At 44.4% G+C, this 20,915-nt stretch carries 22 protein-coding genes; 21 read left to right on the top strand and 1 reads right to left on the bottom strand.

From position 1 onward, the window contains the following. Nucleotides 1-24 precede the first annotated feature (24 nt). The 6 genes from def to rpe are packed head-to-tail and all read left to right on the top strand — an operon-like array spanning nt 25 to nt 5,247. Entirely contained in the window at nt 25-534 is a 510-nt protein-coding gene (gene def / locus ACKTT1_RS04475) for a peptide deformylase (protein ID WP_412710323.1), read from the top strand. Continuing rightward, nucleotides 531-1,478: a methionyl-tRNA formyltransferase gene (fmt, locus tag ACKTT1_RS04470; protein ID WP_412710322.1), complete on the top strand. Its 948-nt coding sequence runs from the start codon at nt 531-533 to the stop codon at nt 1,476-1,478. The genes def and fmt overlap by 4 nt, the downstream gene beginning before the upstream one ends. Before the next feature lie 12 nt (nt 1,479-1,490). Further along, the gene (locus ACKTT1_RS04465) at nt 1,491-2,177 is read left to right on the top strand and encodes a zinc metallopeptidase (RefSeq protein WP_412710321.1); all 687 of its coding nucleotides are present in this window, start codon (nt 1,491-1,493) and stop codon (nt 2,175-2,177) included. After that, nucleotides 2,174-3,538: a transcription antitermination factor NusB gene (locus ACKTT1_RS04460; RefSeq protein WP_412710320.1), complete on the top strand. Its 1,365-nt coding sequence runs from the start codon at nt 2,174-2,176 to the stop codon at nt 3,536-3,538. The genes ACKTT1_RS04465 and ACKTT1_RS04460 overlap by 4 nt, the downstream gene beginning before the upstream one ends. A 2-nt stretch (nt 3,539-3,540) precedes the next feature. Then, nucleotides 3,541-4,563: a PASTA domain-containing protein gene (locus ACKTT1_RS04455; RefSeq protein ID WP_369017338.1), complete on the top strand. Its 1,023-nt coding sequence runs from the start codon at nt 3,541-3,543 to the stop codon at nt 4,561-4,563. A gap of 18 nt (nt 4,564-4,581) precedes the next feature. Further along, the gene (rpe, locus tag ACKTT1_RS04450; RefSeq protein WP_369017339.1) at nt 4,582-5,247 is read left to right on the top strand and encodes a ribulose-phosphate 3-epimerase; all 666 of its coding nucleotides are present in this window, start codon (nt 4,582-4,584) and stop codon (nt 5,245-5,247) included. A gap of 84 nt (nt 5,248-5,331) precedes the next feature. Here rpe and rpmB read toward each other — a convergent pair whose 3' ends face one another. After that, entirely contained in the window at nt 5,332-5,517 is a 186-nt protein-coding gene (gene rpmB, locus ACKTT1_RS04445) for a 50S ribosomal protein L28 (RefSeq protein ID WP_369017340.1), read from the bottom strand. Nucleotides 5,518-5,637: 120 nt separating this feature from the next. Here rpmB and recG point away from each other — a divergent pair, with 120 nt between their 5' ends. From recG to ftsY, 15 genes are all read left to right on the top strand, one after another. After that, complete coding sequence (recG, locus tag ACKTT1_RS04440) at nt 5,638-7,986, top strand: ATP-dependent DNA helicase RecG (protein ID WP_412710319.1); 2,349 nt, start codon at nt 5,638-5,640, stop codon at nt 7,984-7,986. Continuing rightward, the gene (rsmD, locus tag ACKTT1_RS04435) at nt 7,986-8,567 is read left to right on the top strand and encodes a 16S rRNA (guanine(966)-N(2))-methyltransferase RsmD (protein WP_369017342.1); all 582 of its coding nucleotides are present in this window, start codon (nt 7,986-7,988) and stop codon (nt 8,565-8,567) included. The genes recG and rsmD overlap by 1 nt, the downstream gene beginning before the upstream one ends. After that, the gene (gene coaD, locus ACKTT1_RS04430) at nt 8,557-9,063 is read left to right on the top strand and encodes a pantetheine-phosphate adenylyltransferase (protein WP_369017343.1); all 507 of its coding nucleotides are present in this window, start codon (nt 8,557-8,559) and stop codon (nt 9,061-9,063) included. Before rsmD ends, coaD begins: the two co-directional genes overlap by 11 nt. Before the next feature lie 15 nt (nt 9,064-9,078). Continuing rightward, complete coding sequence (pta, locus tag ACKTT1_RS04425; protein WP_412710318.1) at nt 9,079-10,074, top strand: phosphate acetyltransferase; 996 nt, start codon at nt 9,079-9,081, stop codon at nt 10,072-10,074. A gap of 33 nt (nt 10,075-10,107) precedes the next feature. Next, nucleotides 10,108-11,313, top strand: a complete 1,206-nt coding sequence (locus tag ACKTT1_RS04420; protein WP_412710317.1) for an acetate/propionate family kinase — start codon at nt 10,108-10,110, stop codon at nt 11,311-11,313. Nucleotides 11,314-11,318: 5 nt separating this feature from the next. After that, the gene (locus tag ACKTT1_RS04415; protein WP_412710316.1) at nt 11,319-11,852 is read left to right on the top strand and encodes a YceD family protein; all 534 of its coding nucleotides are present in this window, start codon (nt 11,319-11,321) and stop codon (nt 11,850-11,852) included. A gap of 74 nt (nt 11,853-11,926) precedes the next feature. Beyond that, on the top strand, nt 11,927-12,106 hold the full coding sequence (gene rpmF, locus ACKTT1_RS04410; protein ID WP_369017347.1) for a 50S ribosomal protein L32: 180 nt from the start codon (nt 11,927-11,929) through the stop codon (nt 12,104-12,106). A gap of 12 nt (nt 12,107-12,118) precedes the next feature. Further along, nucleotides 12,119-13,120, top strand: a complete 1,002-nt coding sequence (plsX, locus tag ACKTT1_RS04405) for a phosphate acyltransferase PlsX (protein WP_412710315.1) — start codon at nt 12,119-12,121, stop codon at nt 13,118-13,120. Continuing rightward, nucleotides 13,117-14,061, top strand: a complete 945-nt coding sequence (fabK, locus tag ACKTT1_RS04400) for an enoyl-[acyl-carrier-protein] reductase FabK (RefSeq protein WP_369017349.1) — start codon at nt 13,117-13,119, stop codon at nt 14,059-14,061. The genes plsX and fabK overlap by 4 nt, the downstream gene beginning before the upstream one ends. After that, nucleotides 14,058-14,999: an ACP S-malonyltransferase gene (fabD, locus tag ACKTT1_RS04395; RefSeq protein WP_369017350.1), complete on the top strand. Its 942-nt coding sequence runs from the start codon at nt 14,058-14,060 to the stop codon at nt 14,997-14,999. The genes fabK and fabD overlap by 4 nt, the downstream gene beginning before the upstream one ends. Further along, complete coding sequence (gene fabG / locus ACKTT1_RS04390) at nt 14,996-15,745, top strand: 3-oxoacyl-[acyl-carrier-protein] reductase (RefSeq protein WP_369017351.1); 750 nt, start codon at nt 14,996-14,998, stop codon at nt 15,743-15,745. The genes fabD and fabG overlap by 4 nt, the downstream gene beginning before the upstream one ends. Before the next feature lie 38 nt (nt 15,746-15,783). Then, nucleotides 15,784-16,017 carry an acyl carrier protein gene (locus tag ACKTT1_RS04385; protein WP_369017352.1) on the top strand — a complete coding sequence of 78 codons (234 nt, stop codon included), beginning with the start codon at nt 15,784-15,786 and terminating at the stop codon, nt 16,015-16,017. 19 nt (nt 16,018-16,036) lie between these two features. Further along, entirely contained in the window at nt 16,037-16,741 is a 705-nt protein-coding gene (rnc, locus tag ACKTT1_RS04380; RefSeq protein WP_369017353.1) for a ribonuclease III, read from the top strand. Then, complete coding sequence (locus tag ACKTT1_RS04375) at nt 16,716-19,910, top strand: AAA family ATPase (protein WP_412710314.1); 3,195 nt, start codon at nt 16,716-16,718, stop codon at nt 19,908-19,910. The genes rnc and ACKTT1_RS04375 overlap by 26 nt, the downstream gene beginning before the upstream one ends. Next, nucleotides 19,910-20,821 (top strand): signal recognition particle-docking protein FtsY, encoded by a 912-nt coding sequence (gene ftsY, locus ACKTT1_RS04370; protein WP_412710313.1) that lies wholly within the window; start codon nt 19,910-19,912, stop codon nt 20,819-20,821. Before ACKTT1_RS04375 ends, ftsY begins: the two co-directional genes overlap by 1 nt. The last annotated feature ends 94 nt before the right edge of the window (nt 20,822-20,915 follow it).

The following is a 20,915-nucleotide window of genomic DNA, read 5'->3' as shown; positions in this document are numbered from 1 at the left end:
TAGAAAAAGTGGAGGAAAAATAAAATGGTTCGTAAAATAGTTCTCTATGGGAACCCCTTATTAAGAGAGAAGGCGCAGCCCGTCACTTCGATAGATGGTAGAATCGTTTCCATACTTCAAGATATGGAAGAGACCATGCTGGCCTCTTCAGGCATCGGGCTTGCTGGGAACCAGGTAGGAGTTCTGTTGCGCCTGGTGACTCTGGTGCACCCGGAACAACAAAAAGTTTTGCACCTTATAAATCCGGAGATAGTGGAAAAATCCGATGACGGAGAACTTCAGGAAGAAGGTTGCCTGAGCTTGCCAGGCTTGTACGCCAAAGTGGAGAGAGCCGAAAAAACCTTTGTTAAGGCTCTGGATATCAATGGAAAGGAGATTCAAATAGCCGCAGAAGGTCTGTTGGCAAGAATTCTCCAGCATGAAATTGACCATTTAAACGGAACGCTTTTTATAGACCGTCTGGCCCCTGCGAGAAGATTGCTTATCAATGGGAAATTGAAACAGATAGCTCGGAGAGAAAAGGAAGAACCATGAAAATATTTTTTATGGGTACTTCGGAATTTGCGGTAGAGGTCTTTAAAGTCCTTCTTAAAAGTCAGTTTCAGGATCAGATTAAGGGCATAGTAACTCAGCCTGACCGCGCCTGTGGGCGGGGACGCAGGATAATGCCTCCTCCCCTGAAAAGATTTGTTCTTTCTGAAAACAAGGAGATTCCCGTTTTTCAACCAGAAAAAGTTAATCAGCGGGAGTTTGTAGAGTTCTTAAAACAGGAAAGTCCAGATCTGATCGTTGTCGCTGCTTATGGGCAGATTCTTAAGCGAGAAGTGCTGGAAATTCCCAAGTGGGGATGCATCAACGTGCATGCCTCTTTACTACCTCGCTACCGAGGAGCAGACCCGATAAGATGGATGCTTCTTCGCGGAGAGAAGGAAGCCGGCGTTTCAATTATGCTTATGGATGAAGGAATGGATACTGGACCAATACTCGGCCAGAAAGCACTTCCCATTGAGGTTGAAGATGATTACGGCAGCCTCACTAAAAAACTGGGACAAATCGGCGGTCAGGAGTTACTCAGGGTAATACCTGCTTGGGTGTCGGGTGGGATAAAGCCCACTCCCCAAAGTGAAGAAGAAGCCAGCTATGCACCAAAAATAAAAAAGGAAATGTTGCGAATCTCCTGGGCCAAACCAGCTCTGGAAATCATTAACCAGGTGAGAGCTTTTGCACCAACTCCCGGAGCTTTCTGCTATTTTCGAGGTAGGAAGGTAAAAGTCCTTAAAATCAGGCTTGAAGAAGGCACCACTCAAAGCATCCAAAAACCAGGGACTATTGTAGACATTAGAAAAGAGGGGATTGTCGTGAGTGCTCTGGATAAAAATCTACTGATTGAAAGGTTGCATCCAGAGAGCAAGAAACCTCTTTACTCCTGGGAATTTTGCTGTGGCTATCGCTTGAAAACTGGAGAACGCTTTGAATAGGAGGTGAGCAGCATGTTTTATCCCTTCTTTTTTGATTACACCTTTTTACTGCTGATACCGGCTCTGATTCTTGCCTTTTACGCTCAAAGCAAGGTTTCTGGGACCTACGCAGAGCTATCCAGGAGGAGAGCCAGGACGGGTCTTACCGGCAAAGAAGTAGCCCAGCTCTTGATTCAGACTCTGGGGTTGCCAATTCGGATCGAGGAAATACCCGGAACACTCAATGATCACTACGATCCTCGCCATGAAGTTTTGCGGCTCTCACACTCTGTGGCTCGGGGACGCTCTGTAGCCGACTATAGCGTGGCTGCTCACGAGGTGGGCCATGCCTTACAAAAAAGGGAAGCGTATCCAGCTTTTTCTCTACGTTCAACTCTGGTACCAGTAGCCAGCTTTGGTTCTCAATTAGCGCTGCCTCTTTTTTTCATCGGTTTTCTTTTTTACATCCCTGTTTTAATGGATATCGGAATCATATTTTTTAGTGCAGCAGTGCTCTTCCAGTTAATTACCTTGCCAGTTGAGTACGATGCCAGTCGCAGGGCCTATGTACTCCTTGCCCAAGCCGGTATAGTCGGCGAAGATGAGAAACCACTGGTCAAAAAAATGCTTAATGCGGCAGCTCTGACTTATGTAGCAGCCACTGCAATGGCCGCCTTACAACTCCTTAGACTTTTCTTGTTGCGTGAGAGCAGAGATTGAAGCAGGAATTTATAGTTCTCAAAAGAGATATACTGAAAATACTCGATGCATTTTATCAGGGCAAGGTTCAACGCTTGGACCAGGCATACAACCTTTATTTAAAATCTTCCAGGAACCGGGGAACGGATAAAGAAAATTTGATAAGGCTTTGCAGGGGTGTGGTTAAACACTCCCTGCAACTCGACTCTATATGCCGGACTTTTCTTCCCAAATGGGAGAGGCTTCCTTTATCCATCCAGAATTTGCTACGTTTGGCTACTTTCCAACTTCTCTTCAATGTAAGCACTCCCAAAAGCGTTGTGGTAAATGAAGCTGTAGAAATAAGTAAAAGGTTATACGCTGGAAATTTCTCCGCCCTGGTTAACGCTACACTTAGAAACATCGCTGGACAGGTTGATCAGTACCTTAAAATTTTGGAAGGAGGAGTAGAGCTTCCTCCCTGGCTCCACGAGCAATGGATGAACAAACTTGGCAAGGAACTGGAAAACGTAGTGAAGTCTCTTGCTCTGCCACCTGTGCTATTTCTGAGGGCCAACACCCTTAAGGTGGGTGCTGACCAGCTTGCCCATTTGCTTTCGAAAAGAGATATTGAGGCCGAACCTTTACTTTTTCCACCCGAGGCACTGGCAGTAAAAAAGGGTGATTACCATGAGCTCTGCAAAACTCAGGAATATAGAAATGGAATGTTTTACATTCAGGATCTTTCTTCTCAGTTGGTAGCACACTTGCTTCAGCCCCAACCAGGAGAAGTAGTGATCGAGGTGGGCTGTGGTTCTGGAGGTAAAACGACCCACCTTGCCCAACTAATGCAAAATCAAGGAGAAATCATTGCCATTGATAAACAGAAGAAACTTTTGAAACAGTTGTTCAAGAATGTGCAACGTATGGGGATTGAAATTGTAAAACCCCTGTCCAGGGATGCGACATCGCCCATCCCAGAGCTTAAGGAAACTGCTGACCGGGTCCTGGTGGATGCTCCATGTTCTGGATGTGGAACTATCAGGAAAAACCCGGAAGTGCTCTTTCGTAACAATCAGCAAACGCTGCGAAGATTAGCCGAGGTTCAAAAACAGATGCTTTGTAACGCTGCAAACTATCTTAAAAAAGGGGGCACCATGGTATACTGTGTATGTACCCTGACCGATGAAGAAACTTGGGAAGTTGTAGAGTTTTTTGAAAAAAATGTTCCTAACCTGGAAAAAGTAAATCTGGAAATTTACCTGCCAGAAGGAATCAGAAAAAGGCTTCGAAACAGTGAGCGGTGGAAGGTCCTGGTAGAAAACAAGCAAAAAGGCATTGAAATATGGCCTCACTACTTTAGCTCGGATGGACTGTTTATTGTTGCCTGGAGAAAGAGATGAGAGTGAAAAAGAAGGAAAAGAAAGTCGGGAAAACTTTTGTCTGGAAACTCATTCGTCCTTTTGTAGCAGCCATATTTTTTGGTTTTGGTCTTCTTTTGAGCGGCTACCTTGGCCTTTTCGTTTTGCACGCCTATTTCGCAACCAGTGAAATAGAAGTGCCAGATTTTTCCAACCAGGATTTGCTCAGCGTCCTGAACACCGCAAACAAGCTGGGCATTTATGTGGAAGTAATGAGAACCGAAAGTAACCCTCAGCTACCACCTCAGGTGGTTATCCATCAGATACCTCCTCCGGGGAGCAAGCTGAAAAAGGGTAACCGAGTCAAAGTAGTCATCAATCAGGTGAGCGTTGCCTCTTCTCAGGAAGGAGGGCCTGGAGAAACTGCTGAGACCATCGTTGTTCCTGATTTACGCAACTTCCCGGTGGAGGAAGCTGAAGAGCTTATAAAAAGCGAAGGGTTAAAAGTGGGTAAAATTTCGGAAGTTTTCCATGAGTCAGTGCCCAGAGGCTGCGTTATCTCACAGAGTCCGCCTGCGGGAAGCAAGGTAAACAAGGATGTGGCAATTAATCTTCTGGTAAGCAAAGGAGGAGAAGAGGAGGTTGCGCTGATTGAAGTTCCCGACCTGGTAGGCTTAAGAATCCAGGAAGCCAGGAACGTCATCCAGCAAAGAGGACTGCGCCTGGGCGAAATAGAAGAAGTGGAGGTTCCAGAGAAGGCTCCTGAAGTAGTGATAGCACAAAAACCCCTGCCAGGAGAAAAACTTGCCCCAGGAGGAGTTATTAATCTTACGGTCAACAAAAAGATTGAGGGACTGAAAGAAGTAAAACTGCGCTTCCCTCTTCCTGAGGCAAAACAACCCATAGAAGTCAAGGTGGTCATTAACGACCAGCTTGGAGAAAGAGTTGCCTATCGTCGTATCCACCAAGGGGGAGAAACGGTTGAAATCAGCATTCCCAGCAAGGGTGCTGGTAGGGTGATTATATACCTTAACGATTATTATTACTGGGAGAAAGAATTGCGATAAAAGAAGGGGGACGAGGGGATGGCAAAACTTGCGCCTTCCATACTGTCTTGCGATTTTTCCCGCTTGAGGGAGCAATTGCTTGCTGCTCAAGCTGGAGGAGCAGAGGTAATCCACGTAGACGTCATGGATGGCCACTTTGTACCCAATATAACCTTTGGTGTTCCCATCGTCAAAGCGGTGAAAAAAATTTTACCTCAGGCCACTATAGACGTGCATCTGATGATTGAAACCCCACGTCGTTACATATCTGAATTTGCAGAGGCTGGTGCTGATATCATCAGTTTTCACGTGGAAGCCGAAAGGGATTTCGATGCAACGATAAACCTGATTAAAAAACACGGCAAAAAAGCAGCGGTGGCTCTTTGCCCTGGAACACCGGTAGAATTTGTATCCGAGATTATTTCCAAGCTGGAAATGGTCTTGTTGCTTACCGTGAACCCAGGTTTTGGAGGGCAAACATTGTTGCCTGGTATGGATGAAAAGATCCTCAAGTTACGCCGCGAAATAGCCCGCAGGGGTTTGAGGACAGAGATTGAAATTGATGGAGGAGTAAAAGAAGAAAATATCGAATATCTGGCTTCAAGGGGAGCTTCTATTATTGTTGCGGGATCGCTGGTTTTTTCGGATGAAGAAGCAATTGAAGAAAAAGTAAGACGGCTTTCCTTAAAAATAAAGCCATATTAAATCCCATCGGGTTTTGTTGGCTTAAGAACTTTGGCTCCTTGTTTTTAAGAACCCCCGAGAAGAGCGTGGCCCAAACCACGCTCTTTAAGCTTTTTGAACCTTTCCAGCCTTAAGACAAGCAGTGCATACGCTTATTTTTCTCCGCTGGCCATTAATCAGAGCTCTTACCTTTTGAATATTGGGACGCCATATCCGACGGCTTACCCGATGGGAATGGCTGATTTGATTTCCAAAAGACGGTTTTTTGCCGCATATTTCACATTTGGCCATGCTGTCACCCTCTTTCCGCTTCTGTGGTTGCAACTGGCTACAATATTAACAATTTAGAATAAACAAGGCAAGGGGCAATTTGACTTTTCATTGTTGAAAAAAGTATTAAAATAAAAGTTTGTGAGCGTAGAAAAGAGTTTTTTGCAAAAAGTCTTGCATAGGGAAAAAGAAAGGTTAGACAACTTGTCAGTAATTGGTGGGTTCAATCGTTTCATCAAAAACCATCTGTCTACAATTTTACCTTCTGATTTAGTGGAAGAAGCAGAAAACTACCCTTTATTCCCAAAAAGCGAAAAAATAAGATTTCTACAAGAGATAGAAAATGCCATCTCTACTCTGCAAAAAAATAATGCAACAGCACCGCAAATAAACAGAGCATCCACTTCTCAAAAAAAGCCTTTAAGCCTTGAAACACCTGTACGTTATCTCAAAGGGGTTGGTCCAGCTCTTGAGAAAAAGCTGAACAAACTTAACATTAAAACCCTTGAAGACCTCATCTACTTTTTCCCCAGAACCTATCGGGATAGAGGACATCCTACCACTATTGACACGCTTAAAGAAGGAATGCTCCAGACGGTAGAGGGAAAGGTCATAAGTATCCGCAGAAGAAACATCCGTAGGGGTACTCTTTTGAAAATAACCATTGGCGATGATACAGGTCTTGCAGACCTTTTGTGTTTCAACCAAGATTATTTGAGCAGGATACTGCGTCCTGGAACCAGAATCTTGGTTACGGGACGCTTCAGAAGGTCTTCTGTCAGCGGGCGCATGGAGACCAGCAATTTCGAGTATGAGCCAGCTTCTCGAGTTAAAAAAGAGAATTTTGAAAAGATTGTGCCCGTTTACAGTCTGACCAAAGGGCTTTCCCAAAAAAAGATTCGTTCCTTGGTAGAGTACGCCTTGCAAAACTACTTGCCGAGCCTTGAAGAAACCTTACCCGAGGAGACTGTTCAGAGGCTCAATTTGTTGCCGAAAAGAAAGGCTATTTATCTTCTGCATAACCCTGGCGAGGAAAACATCGAAGAACTACTACAACGCCGGAGTCGGGCTCATCTTACTCTTATTTTTGAAGAATTTATCCTTTTTGCCCTAAGTTTGAAGCTTCGCAAAAATATGTTGCAAAAGCTGAGAGTGACACCCTGCCCATCAGGTTCGAGATTGGTAAAAGAATTTATTGCAAAACTGCCTTTCAAACTTACTGGTGCCCAATTGAGAGTCTTTGAAGAGATATCCAGAGATTTGGAAAGTGGATTTATTATGAACCGACTTATCCAGGGAGACGTGGGATCCGGGAAAACACTGGTTGCTATTCTCTCTGCTCTGAAAGTGATTGACTCTGGGCAACAGGTAGCACTCATGGTTCCCACTGAGATACTTGCTGAACAACATTATCATCGTTACCGAGACATTTTGGAAGAACTCGGTTTGAAGGTTGCTCTAATCAAGGGTGGCAATAGCAAGCAGAAAGCAGAGTTATTATCCCAGATAGCTCAGGGGAAAATAAATCTGATTATCGGCACTCACGCACTTTTAGAAGAGAAAGTACAGTTTGCTAACTTGGGCCTGGTCATCGTTGACGAACAGCACCGCTTTGGAGTCATGCAAAGGGCGAGACTAAAAGAGAAGGCCCACGTTCCCCATACCCTGGTCATGACGGCCACTCCCATTCCCCGTACCCTGGCACTAACTCTTTATGGGGATCTGGACGTTTCGGTTGTTGATGAAAAACCCGTAGGTCGGAAAGGTGTGGAAACTCTCTTTTTCCCGATAAAGGAGCGTTTTAAAGCTTACAATAGAGTGAGAAGCAGAATAGAAGAAGGTGAACAGGCATACGTAGTTTGTCCTGCTATCGAGGAAAGCGAAGAAGAAATCAGCAACGTTCAGGAAATAGCTGAAATGCTGCGAGAAAAATGGTTTAAGGGTTTGCGAATTGCCATCATACACGGAAGGCTCCCTTCAAAAGAGAAAGAGGAGATTATGGCCAGTTTTGAGAAGCGTGCCATAGATGTTCTGGTGTCGACTTCAGTTATTGAGGTGGGCATTGACGTGCCTAACGCCACCTGCATGGTCATTGAAAATGCGGAAAGATTTGGTTTGGCTCAGCTGCATCAGCTGAGGGGGAGAATAGGGAGAGGAAGTGTGCGTGGTTTGTGTATTTTGCTGGCCAATCCCACCACAGAAGAAGCAAGGCAGCGAATGAAAATAATGACTTCTACTGAAGACGGTTTTAGAATAGCCGAAGAAGATCTCCGTCTACGGGGACCAGGCGAGTTTTACGGTGTGCGGCAGCACGGCGTTCCGGAGTTCTATCTGGCAGACCCCTTTGAAGACTGGCCTTTACTTGAAAAAGCACACCAGGAAGCAGAAGCTATACTTACCAAAGATCCCGAACTCAGGAATTACCAGAACTTGCGCCGGGAAATGGAAAGAAAATTTGGAAAGTACCTCGATCTGGGTGAGGTAAGCTAATGGGTTACCTGCACATAGTGGGTGGAAGATTAAAGGGAAGAAAGATTCTGGTTCCTTCTGGAAAAGCGGTAAGGCCGATGCAAGGTTTTTTGAGAAAAGCTCTTTTTGAGATCCTTAAATTTGAGCTGGAAGAAAGTGTGGTTTACGACATATTTTCAGGAAGTGGAGCGCTGGGCATTGAAGCTCTGAGTCGGGGAGCTAAAAAAGCTTATTTTCTGGAGAAGAATCCTCGTGTTTGTCGGGTGATTGAAAAAAATCTGGAAATCTGTTCCCTAAAAGAGCATTCCAGGGTGCTATGTCTGGATTTCCTGAAACTTAGGAAATTCCCCCACCTTGAGGAGAGACCCTCTCTAACCTTTGTTGACCCTCCTTTTGCAAGTAACCATTTAAAAACCATCGAAAAGTTGTATAATTTTAGGGTGGTTTTTGGGCAATCTTTGATTGTAATACGCTACTCCAGAACAAAAGATTCAGAGAGCGGAGAATTGCCTTTCTTTAAAGTCGAAGACAAACGCGAATACGGTAAAAACGTGGTCTTAATTGGACACCTGAAAAGAGAGGAAGAAGTACATGGAGGATAAGGTATGTCCTACGAAGGCAGAAATCGCCATATATCCGGGTAGTTTTGACCCGGTTACCAACGGACACCTGGATATAATAGAGCGAGCGAGCAAGATATTTCCCCAGCTTGTAGTTGCTGTGCTCAGCAACCCTCAGAAAACCCCGCTATTTACACTGGAAGAGCGCAAAGAAATGCTTCAAAAAAGCACCGAACACCTACCCAACGTGCAGATTGAAACCTTTAGTGGTCTTCTGGTACGGTTCGCACGCCAGAAAGGATGTCGCATCATAATCAGAGGACTAAGAGCTATCTCGGATTACGAATACGAAACTCAAATAGCTGTGATAAATCGCAAAATGGCTCCCGAGATAGAAACCCTGTTTTTGCCTACCAGTTCTGAATACTCTTATCTGAACTCGACTGTGGTAAAAGAGATAGCTCGCTTTGGAGGATGCTTAGCGAAGCTGGTTCCCCCTTTCGTTGAAAAAAAATTAAAAGAAAAATTTCAAACATAGAAAGGAGATCGCAACATGAACATTCTGGAAAAATTAAAACAAAAAGCCAAGAACCTTAAAAAGCGGATCGTTCTTCCAGAAGGCGATGACGAACGAGTTATTAAAGCAGCGCACGATGCTGCCAACGAGGGCTTGGCAACTGTAACTCTGTTGGGAGAAGAGGAAAACATACGCAACAAGGCAAAAAGCATGGGTCTGGACCTTGGGAAAGTGGAAATCCTCAACATTCAAGATGATGAAAAAAAGGAGCTATATGCCCAGAAACTTCACGAGCTACGAAAGCAAAAGGGACTTACCTTGGATCAAGCCAGAGAATGGTTGAAAAATCCAATGTATTATGCCTGTATGATGCTTTATGAAGGGCGTGTAGATGGGGTCGTTGCAGGAGCAGTGCTTTCCAGCCCGGATGTAATAAGACCCGCTCTGCAAATCATCAAAACCGCACCAGGAATAAAACTTGCTTCAAGTTGCTTTTTGATGGTGGTTCCTGATTGCCCGTATGGCGCAAACGGAACTTTCCTTTATGCAGATGCTGGCTTTAACCCCAATCCCAGTGCCGAGGAGCTGGCTTATATCGCGATAACCACTGCCAGGACTGCACAGCTTTTACTCGGGGTAACTCCCTGTGTCGCCATGCTCTCTTTCTCAACTAAGGGCAGTGCCAAGCATGAACTGGTAGATAAAGTGATAGAAGCTACCAGAATCGCACGTTCTTTAAACCCAGAGCTACTTTTGGATGGAGAATTGCAGGCGGATGCGGCTTTAGTTCCTGAAGTGGGGCAGAGGAAGGCACCAGGTAGCCCCGTTGCCGGTAAGGCTAATGTTTTAATCTTCCCAGACCTCAACGCTGGCAATATTGCTTACAAGCTTACAGAACGTCTGGCTAAAGCTACGGCTATAGGACCAATTTTGCAAGGCCTGGCGAAACCGGTTAATGACCTTTCTCGAGGTTGCAAGGCTGAAGATATTGTGCTGCAGATAGCGGTAACTGTGCTACAAACCCAATTTTGAATAAAAACCACGAAATAGAAAGGATGTAGAAAGATGCTCATACTGGTTGTAAATTGTGGAAGTTCTACCGTCAAGTATCAGCTTTTTGACATGCAAGACCCAGAACAGGGCAGGGTCATTGCTAAGGGTATTGTGGAACGCATAGGGTTGCCTGGTTCCCGTCTTGAGCACTATTATGATGAAAAATCAGTAATTAGGGAACGCGAAGTGAACAATCACAAAGTTGCTCTGGAGTGGATACTGGAGGTGCTCACTGATCCCCAAATAGGCGTTATCCAGAATGTGAAAGAAATTGAAGCAGTAGGGCATAGAGTGGTACATGGAGGAGAAAAATTCCGTGAGTCGGTACTGATTGACGAGAAAGTCATCGAAACCGTTCGCGAGTACGTTCAGCTTGCTCCGCTCCATAATCCCCCCAACATTCTGGGCATTGAAGCCTGTCGCTCAGTATTGCCTGATGTTCCTCAAGTTGCAGTTTTTGACACTGCCTTCCATGCCACTATGCCACCCCATGCTTATACCTATGCTATTCCTTATGAATATTACGAAAAGTACCGCATCAGGAGATACGGATTTCATGGAACGTCCCACCGCTACGTTGCTGAACGAGCTGCAAAAATACTGAGAAGAGACCTGTCTTCTCTAAAGCTTATTACCTGCCACATGGGAAGCGGAGTGAGTTTTGCAGCGATAAAAAACGGGGAATCAATTGACACCTCTATGGGTTTTACTCCCCTGGAGGGACTGATAATGGGAACTCGCTGTGGAGATATTGACCCTGCCATAGTTCTTTTCTTGATGGAAAAAGAAGGTCTCTCCATCAAAGAAATGGACGAAATCCTTAACAAAAAAAGTGGAGTTCTGGGTGTGTCTGGAATCAGCAGTGATACCCGGGATATCGAAGATGCTGCACCCAGCAATCCAAGAGCACAACTCACCTTGGACCTCATAGCCTATCGGGCAAAAAAATACATTGGAGCCTATTATGCTGTACTGGGTGGTTTAGACGCTCTGGTTTTCACGGCCGGAATCGGAGAAAACTCCTCATATATCAGGAAATCAATATGTGAAGGGCTTGAACATCTGGGTATAACTATTGATGAAGCAAAAAACACCGTTCGGAGAAAAGAGGCGGTTATTAGCCAAGATGGGGCACCCGTAAAAGTGATGGTTGTCCCTACCAATGAGGAACTGATGATTGCCCGGGACACCTGGAGGCTGGTTGCTCAGAAGAGGTGACAGAAGTGAAGGTTTATATTGGGGATGTTAAAAAAAGAGCCGGGGGGAAAAGTCACGAAGAAATAGAGGAAGTAATGGATTCCTTTTATTTTCGTCAGGAAAAGATTCTTTTTGCCGATAAAGTTCATGCTTCGCTGGATATAACCAACTGTGATACCGAAATAATGATCGAGGGTAAAATCAGCACTCTTTTAATACTCACCTGCTCCAGATGTCTGGAACCGTTTGTTTACGACCTATCAGCGAACTTGCGCCTTGAATGTCGCAATTTGAACCGGCTGCACCGCTCATCTGAAATCGAAGCAGAAGCAAAAGAAGCTGACGAAATAAAATATTTTGTCGAAGAGGAGAGCTACCTTGATATAACCCAGGAAGTCAGGGAAAGTGTCATCGTTAACTTGCCTATGAAGCCTCTCTGTAAGCCGGATTGCAAAGGTATTTGTCCAGTTTGCGGGAAGAACCGTAACCTTGAAAGCTGTAGTTGTCAGAGGGAGGAAATAGATCCTCGTCTTGCAATATTGAAAAACTGGCGACCTTAACCAAGTATTTCTTTTGCAAGCAGTCGAGAAATGTTTTATACTATCCTACAACCTGGATTGGAAGAGGTGATATCATGGCGAATTTGACCAATAAAACTTCTCGCTGTCGGAGAAACAAAAGAAGAACTCATTGGGTCATAAAAGCACCGAACCTGGTGAGTTGTCCCCACTGTCACATGCCCAAACTACCTCATCGAATTTGCCCTGAGTGCGGGTACTATAACGGCAAGCAGATAGTTGAAAAAGAGGAGTAATCATCGTCACCCATGAAAATAGCGATTGACGCCTGGGGTGGAGATTTTGCACCCCATGAGATCTTAAAAGGAGTAAAAGAAAGCTACACTGAAGACTGTAGCTTAATCCTGGTTGGTCCAAGGGAACAGCTAATCCGCCTTTATTCGGAATACCAAATGGATGAGGCCAGGTTTCCCATAGAAAATGCACCCCAGATTATTGCCATGGACGAGAACCCTACTGAAGCGGTGCGCAAAAAACCATTGTCCAGTATATGTAGAGGAATTCAGTTGCTGGCGGAGAAAAAAGTCGATGCTTTTGTGTCTGCAGGTAGCACAGGAGCTGTAATGGCAGCTGCCTGGCTGGGGTTGGAGAGAATTGCTGGTGTAGAAAGACCAGCCATTGTTACCTCTATACCGAACTCCAGGGCATATACTTTGCTGCTCGATGTAGGGGCTAATGTTGATTGTAAACCCCGACATCTGCTCCACTTTGCAGTTATGGGAGCAGAATATGCCAAAATCACCCTGGGTCTGGACAACCCCAAAGTAGGTCTCCTCAGCATAGGTGAAGAAGAGAATAAGGGAAACGAGCTTTCCAAGGCTGCCTATAAGCTCCTAAAAAGTAGAGAGCATATGCTTAATTTTGATTTTATTGGTAATGTTGAGGGCTACAACATTGTTGATGGCAAGGCAGATGTGGTGGTTTGTGATGGTTTTACGGGGAATGCGTTGCTTAAGTTTGGAGAAGGCATCATAGAACTGATTTTCAAAATTATACGGGAGAACGTCACAGAACCAGCTTTGGCAATGAGAATCAAAGAGACCTGGAAGGCTTTCGATTGGAGTGAATATGGTGGAGCACCATTGCTCGGAGTGGAGGGGGTCTGCCTGATATGCCATGGGAAAACAAGGGCAAAAGGTATTAAAAGCGCAATTTTGAAAGCCAAAGAACTGGTGGAAAATGGCATAGTTCCTGCTATTCGAGAACGACTATCCAGACTCAACACTGAAGAGGCAAGAGGTGCAAAATGAAGACAAGGGTTACTGAAATACTGGGAATCGATGTGCCCATCATTCAGGGAGGAATGGCCTGGGTGGCTACCGCCCCACTGGTTGCTGCGGTATCTGAAGCCGGTGGATTGGGGGTCATTGGTACCGGTAACATGACTGGAGAGGAGCTGCGCTCGGAAATCCGTAGAACCCGGTCGCTTACCAGCAAGCCATTCGGAGTTAACCTGATGCTCCTTTCTCCTCAAATTCAGGAGCAGATAAAGGTGGTTAAGGAAGAAAGAGTTCCTGTGGTCACTACTGGAGCAGGCAATCCTGGTCACCTTATAGAGGATTTTGCAAAGCTCGGAATAATCACCATTCCTGTAGTTGCTTCTGTATCCTTAGCGAAGCGCTTGCAGAAAAACGGTGCCAGAATGGTCATTGCAGAAGGAATGGAGTCAGGGGGACACGTGGGAGAAATTACTACGCTCTGTTTGATTCCCCAGGTGGTAGACGCTCTGGATGTACCAGTTATTGCTGCAGGAGGAATAGCAGATGGAAGGGGTATGGCAGCGTGCTTTGCTCTTGGAGCAGAGGGTGTTCAAATAGGAACCCGTTTTATATGCAGTGAGGAGTGTGAAGTACATCCTGCCTACAAAGAAGCTATAGTGAAAGCTTCGGACCGTTCTACTGTGGTAACAGGAACATCTACGGGACATCCTGTACGCTGTCTCAGAAACAAGCTTGCTCGTAAGTTTGAACTTCTGGAAAAGCAAGGTGCTTGCAGGGAAGAAATAGAGGCGCTGGGTGCTGGCAAACTGAAAGAAGCTACCTGCGGTAATGTTCAGGATGGGTCAGTAATGATGGGACAGATTGCAGGATTGATTAATGATATCAAACCCGTTAAAGCAATTATTGCTGAGCTTTTGGAGGAGTGCAAACAGACTATTAGCAGATTATACGCTGAGGTAGTGGAGCAATGAAGAAATCTGTGTTTCTGTTTCCTGGTCAGGGTTCTCAGAAAGTAGGTATGATAAGCACTTTTTTAGAAGATTTTCCATCTCAAACCAAAAAGCTATTTGAGACTGCGAACCAAATCTGCAATCGAGACCTTCTGAAACTTGCACTGGAAGGACCTGAGGAAGAGCTAAGCTTGACTTACTACACGCAACCAGTTATACTGACGACCAGCTTTTTAATTTTTTCAATTTTGGAGAAACATGCTTTTGAGCCTGAAGTAGTGGCCGGACACAGTCTGGGGGAATACTCGGCTCTTGCCTGTGCAAAGAGTATCGGTTTTGAAGAAGCAGTTTTCCTGGTACATCAAAGAGGTAAGTTAATGCAAGAAGCTGTGGAAGCCAATACAGGTATCATGGTAGCGATAATTGGCCTTGATTTAGAAGAAGTGGAAGAGATGGTTAGTGAGCTTTTGCAGCAAGGACGAATAGAAATTGCGAACATTAATGGCCCGGATCAGGTCGTGATATCCTTGGAAAAGACCCTTGAAAATGACCTCTTGTCCAGAGCCAGAGAACGAGGGGCTAAAAGAGCGGTAACCTTAAACGTGAGCGCTCCTTTTCACTCTTCGTTTATGGAACCAGCTAAAAATAAATTTGCCGCTTTTCTTGAAAACATAGACTTTAAAAAACCAAAATATACCTACATAAGCAATGTCACCGCTAAGCCTGTGGAAGAACCTCAGGTTATTAAGGAACTACTTATAGAACAGATGACCAGCACGGTTCGCTGGAGAGAGATAATTGATTACCTCTATCACCATGCCTATCGGACTTTTATAGAAGTAGGACCTGGAAAGGTCCTTGGTAACCTCCTTAAAAAACAATATCCAGATGTGAGAGTTGCCTTTACTCATACGAGCAAGAATTTGAAAGAACTACTGGAAAGAGGCGAACTTTCATGAGTGCTTTTGAAAATCAGGTGGCCATAATAACTGGAGGACGGCGAGGAATTGGTAAAGCAATTGCTCTGAAACTTGGTAAAGGTGGAGCCCGTATTGCCTTCAATGATGTTGGTCAGCCAGAAGAGATAACCGAAACTGTGGAAGAATTTCGTTCTGCAGGCATAGAGGCCAGAGGGTATCTCGTGGACGTAACCAATCGAGATGCAGTGCAAAAAATGATAGAGGATATAATAAGTTTTTGGGGAAGGATAGACATCCTGGTAAATAATGCCGGCATCACCAGAGACGGGTTGTTCTTGAGAATGAAGGACGAAGACTGGCAAAAAGTTATCGATGTTTGCCTGCAGGGAACCTACAACTTTACCAAAGAAGTTTTGAAATATATGGTAAAACAAAAATACGGCCGCATTATAAATATCTCTTCTGTAGTGGGAGTCATGGGTAATGCGGGACAGACCAACTACTCCACCGCTAAGGCGGCAATACTTGGTTTTACCAAATCCTTAGCCAGAGAAGTGGCTGCACGAGGTATAACGGTCAACGCTGTGGCACCAGGCTTTATAGACACTGATATGACCCGCAGGTTGCCTGAAGAAGTCAAAAAATTGTGGATAGACCAAATACCTATGAGAAGAGGTGGATATCCTGAAGACGTTGCAGAAGCGGTTGCTTTCCTCGCTTCAAAAGCTTCGGGTTACATCACAGGGCAGACCATCCATGTCAATGGTGGTATGCTGATGTTATAATATAAATTCTCAAAGCTCTCCTTTAGGAGGTGTAAACAATGGACGTTTTCTCCAAAGTAAAAGAAATTATTGTAGACCAGCTTGGTGTTGATGAGGACGAGGTAACTCCCGATGCGTCCTTTATAGATGATCTGGGCGCAGATTCTCTGGACATTGTGGAGCTCATAATGGCTTTTGAAGAAGAATTCGACATTGATATCCCAGACGAAGACGCAGAAAAAATCACCACTGTCGGAGAGGCTGTAGAATACATAGAATCCAAAATCAGCTGATTGAATTCTCTCTGGGCTCATGAGCGGGCAGTTTTGTGAAAATCTGTCACGGCTGGAAGAAAAGTTAGGATACAAGTTCAGGGATCCAAAGTGGTTGGAAACTGCCCTGAAGCACAAGTCGGCCCTGGAAGGTAGAGACGGAGAGTGTAACGATAAGCTCGAATGGTTAGGGGATGCGGTAGTCGGCTTATTCATAGCCGACTACCTCTTTTATAACTATGATAAACCCCGGAGCTGGCTTTCACTGATGAAATCAAAGTGGGCCAGTGAGGAATGCCTGGCGAGAGTAGCGCGTAGGATTGATTTAGGAAGTTTTGTGAAATTGGGAAAAGGAGAGGAAAAAAGCGGAGGTAGAGAAAAGGACTCCATAATTTCCAGTACGTTGGAAGCGGTAGTTGGAGCTGTCTTTGTAGATTCAGGTTCTTATGAAGCTACCAAAAAGGTGCTTGAAAAAATATTCCTAAAAGAAGAAAGTCTGGAATTTTTGTTCTTGCCTCTGAATTACAAGGGTTTGCTTCAGAGGTGGTGTCTCCAGAAGATGGAATGTATTCCTAAATACGAGGTAATTCAGGAAGACAAGGCCTTCCCCAGATATCTGGTAGGGGTAAAAATAAATGGGAAGATAGTCGCTTACGGAGAAGGGCCTAACAAGAAAAAGGCTGAACAGGCTGCAGCGAGGCAAGCTTGGGAAGCCCTGGTTGCCGAAAATCATAGACCCCATTAGTCCACTATACATGCAAATTAAAGAGCTCTTCTTGCAGGGATTCAAATCTTTCGCTAATCCAACCCGCATAGAATTCGATCGGGGACTGAATGTTATTGTAGGACCCAATGGTTCTGGCAAAAGCAATCTTATTGACGCTGTGAACTGGCTCCTGGCTAACCCGTCAAGGTTCCTTCGAACCACCAGAAATCACGAAGTTATTTTTCAGGGCTCTTCCACTGTTTCTTCGTTGGGGATGGCTTTTGTGGAAATGCTGGTATGTGACCCCGCTCAAGATGAGTTCTCCATAGGAAGAAGAGTTTTTGCTTCCAGTATCTCCGAGTACCTGGTGAATGGACAGTCCACGAGGTATAGGGATTTTAAAAGTGAACTGGCCAGAAGAGGAATGAATTCTTCCAAAACCAGGATTATGGCACTTGGGCAGGAGCAGCTTCAGATATTTTTCCATTCCTCGCCTGAAGAGAGATTTCACTTTCTAAAAAGCATAAGCGGGGTTGAAGAATGGGAAGAAAAACTGACGAATTTGCGCTTGAAGCTTGAGAGAATTAAAGCAAAATTTCAGCGGTTGCAAGAAAGAGCTAAAGAAGTGGCATTTCAAGTTAAGCAAATTGAACCCTTGGTAGAGGAAGAAAAGTGCTATCTTAAAGAGCTGGAAGAATTGCGGTTTATCAAGGCGGTATACCTGGAAAAAGAAATAGTCTCCAAAAAAGCACTTCTTAAAGATTTAATAAATCGCCAAAAAGCTGTACTTCTTGAAAACCAAATGTTGGAAGAAAAAATAAACTCTGGTTACCAGCAAAACACCATTAAAGAAAAAGAATTAGAAACGCTCTCTCGAAGAATAGAACGTATCAAACAACTCCAAGAGAAGCTTTTTATGAGGAAAGAAGTCTTAGAGAGAGAACTGTATGTTTATCTTACGCGAAAACGAGAGGCTATTGCGACCGCTCTGGCAGCACGAAATAAGTTGCTTGAAGTGGAAGAGGAAATTTCAGCACTGGAGAAGAACTTGCCTTGCTTTGGGTTGGCTGAAAACAAAACGAGCTTGCTTGAGGAAATAAAAATGCTACAGCAAAAACTCGAGAGGCACCTCAAGTCTTTGAGTGCTGCAAGAAGGCACAAGGTTAGACTTCAAGAAAAAATTGCTGCCCTGGTTAGCTGGCAACGAAATCTGGAAAGCGATCTCTCCAGCTCTACAAAAAAGCTACAGACCTTGTTGGAAGAAATTGTCCGAGTAAGAAATGCTATTTTGAAGGAACAACAGGCAATACGGGAAAAGTCTCTACATATTTCAACTCTTGAAGCTCGAAAGGGAGAACTTCTGAAAAAACTATCTCGACTGAAAGTCCTTGAAGAGAAAGTACAGCAAAAACTAAGCGTTTTCCAGGAAAAAAGAGAAATCGCAGACCATATCATTAACCTGGCAAGAGAGCTACGCAGTAAGGGATTTACGGAAGAGAGTATAGAGGCAATATCCTGGTTACTGGACAAACTTCAAGTTTTACCTCCCTCTTTGCTTTATGCCCAGGATTCCGAAAAAACGGGCAAATTTTTCCTGTCACCGCATTTTGTATCTTTCCTACAGAAAGAAAGCAGACTTGAATTATCTTCGGGGACTGCTTGGGATAATCTTCCCCCGCTAAATCTACTTACCGCCAAAGGTGATTTGATCATTCTGGGTGGAGCGATCGTAATTTTTCCAAAAAGAATCGTTTTGCAAGGAAAACGGTCAGGAACCCATATTGTACTGAAAAAGCGCAGAGAAAAATTGCAAGATATAGCAAGGGCTTTAGAGCAGGAATTGCGGAGCACAGAAAACTCGCTCTCAAAAGCAGAACAAGCATTCCATCAACAGAAGTTACACTGTGCCAAGATGGAAGAGAAATTGAAGTTTTTTCTGGACCAGAAAGTGCAAAACCAGAACTTTGTTTTGGAGCGAGAAAAGCACAAAGCAAAGGTTGTCAGAGAATTGCAAGCAAGAGAAAGGCGCCTTGCTGAGCTGGCACACTTAGAAAAAAAACTCCAGCGGAGAATAAACCAGCTTAAGGAGATCCTCCACAAAAAACAGCAGAAAGTACAAGAACTGGATCGAGTCCAGGCTGCCCGAAGGAACTATCTATCCAAAATTGAAAGGTTGAGAGAAAAAATAGAGTTTATAAAAAAATATTTTGGTTCTACGGACCTCGAGCAAGTATCAAACCCTGGTTGGCATCTTCAAAATTCCAAGCTTCAGAGAGTACTGATGCTGATTGAAAAACTGAAAGTGCTGGTTGGAGAAAAACAAAGGAAGCAGAACGCTCTTAAAGAAGAATTAAGGGGTATGCGTGAGGCAGTCAGGTCGCTGCAGGAGAGGTTACATAAACAGGAAAGGTTTTATAACAGCCTCCTGATGCGCAAAGAGAGAATACAGCAGGAAATTCAAGAACTGGAAGCCGAAAGGGCAACTTTGGGCAACATCGACTTAAAGAGCCAAGAATTCCTGGAAGCAGCAAAACAATCTCCTGAAGATCTGAAGAACATAATTAAAAGGAAGCAACAGTTAATTTCCAGCCTTTCACCCAAACAGGGTGCCATAAAAGAAATGGAACGCCTTTTAGAGAGAGAACAATGGCTAAACGAGCAGATAGCCGGGTTTGAGAAATTGATCACCCTTGCTCAGCATGAGATACAAAAGTGTTACGCTATGAGTACCTATCATTTTGAGAGGTTTATGAAGGAATTACAAAAGGCTTTTATGAGAAACTTTGCAGAAATTTTTGAGAGTGGGAAAGCACGTTTGGTTCTCAAAAAAAATAGTGTCGAGACCTACATAAAGTTGCCTGGTAAAAGAGAACGCGATTTCGTGCTTTTATCAAGTGGCGAAAAAGCACTGTGCAGCCTGTGTTTTGTGCTTGCACTACTTGAGGTAGCAGAGCTACCTTTTGCATTGCTGGACGAAGCGGATGCCAATTTAGACCATTTTAATGCTCAGAAAACAGCCAAGCTCCTTCAGAGTTTTGCCCAGCAAAGGCAACTCATAGTGGTAACCCACCAAGAAGAAGTGATGGAGGTAGCTCAGCGGATAATCGGTATCACCATGGAAAACGGTGTGTCAAAAGCCGTTTATCTCAAAAACATTGATTCTGAAGCTTACATAAGCCACGCAGAAACTTTGGGGAGGAATGAGTAGTGAGCGCAGCAAAAGGACTTTTTAAGAAGTGGTTGAGCAATCTCGATGCTATGAAAAAACAAATCAAAGAACGCTTAAACGCAGTCTGGAACCGAGAAGCTATTACTGAGGAGGAATGGGAACAGCTTGAGGAAACTCTTATTCAAAGCGACATAGGACCCCGCCTCGCCATGGAGATAATTGAAGAGCTTCAAGTCACCAAATCCGAGCACAAGGACTGGCAGAGCTGCTTATTTGAGAAACTCTATTCGATTATCGAAAAAAACGACGCTCGCCTCTTTCCGGAAGCTGACCCACAGTTCAGCAAGATTGTGGTTTTGATGGGCATCAACGGAGCAGGTAAAACAACTCTTGCCGGAAAGCTTGCTCGCTTCTTTAAAGACCAAGGAGAAAAGGTTTCGCTTGTTGCAGCAGATACCTTTAGAGCTGCCGCTCAAGAACAGCTCGAAATTTGGGCAAAGCGTGCAGGAGTAAATATAATAAAGTCGTCTTCTGGAACCAATCCTGGAGCAGCCGTTTTCGATGCCCTGCAGTTGATTAAGAAGAGGGGCGATACGGTAGCCATCGTAGATACTGCAGGACGTTCTCACGTTAATAAAAACTTGCTCAGCGAGCTTGAGAAATTATCTAAAGTTATTTACCGGGAAATACCATCTTCAAACGTAGAGAACCTCCTGGTAATCGATGCACTGGCTGGGCAGAATGCTTTCCTACAGGCTGAAAACATTGCCAAATTCATTCCTATCACCGGTGTTGCGCTCACTAAATGGGATAGTCAAGCCAAAGGCGGAATCGTTTTTCGAATCCACCAAGAACTTGCTTTACCTATAAAGCTGGTTGGAACGGGCGAAACGATAGAAGACTTATTTATATTTGATCCTGAAGAATTTGTAAGAGCGATTGTTTACTAAATTTATTGATTACAACAAAAGTCCTTCCTTGACATAAAAGGTGTGGGCGATTATTATCTATCTGTTCTTTTTGAGCAAACGTCTAAATTACTCG

Origin of the sequence: Atrimonas thermophila (assembly GCF_045864955.1) — a bacterium.
Taxonomy (GTDB): Bacteria; Atribacterota; Atribacteria; order Atribacterales; family Thermatribacteraceae; genus Thermatribacter; species Thermatribacter velox.
This window is presented reverse-complemented; position numbering and strand designations above follow the sequence as displayed.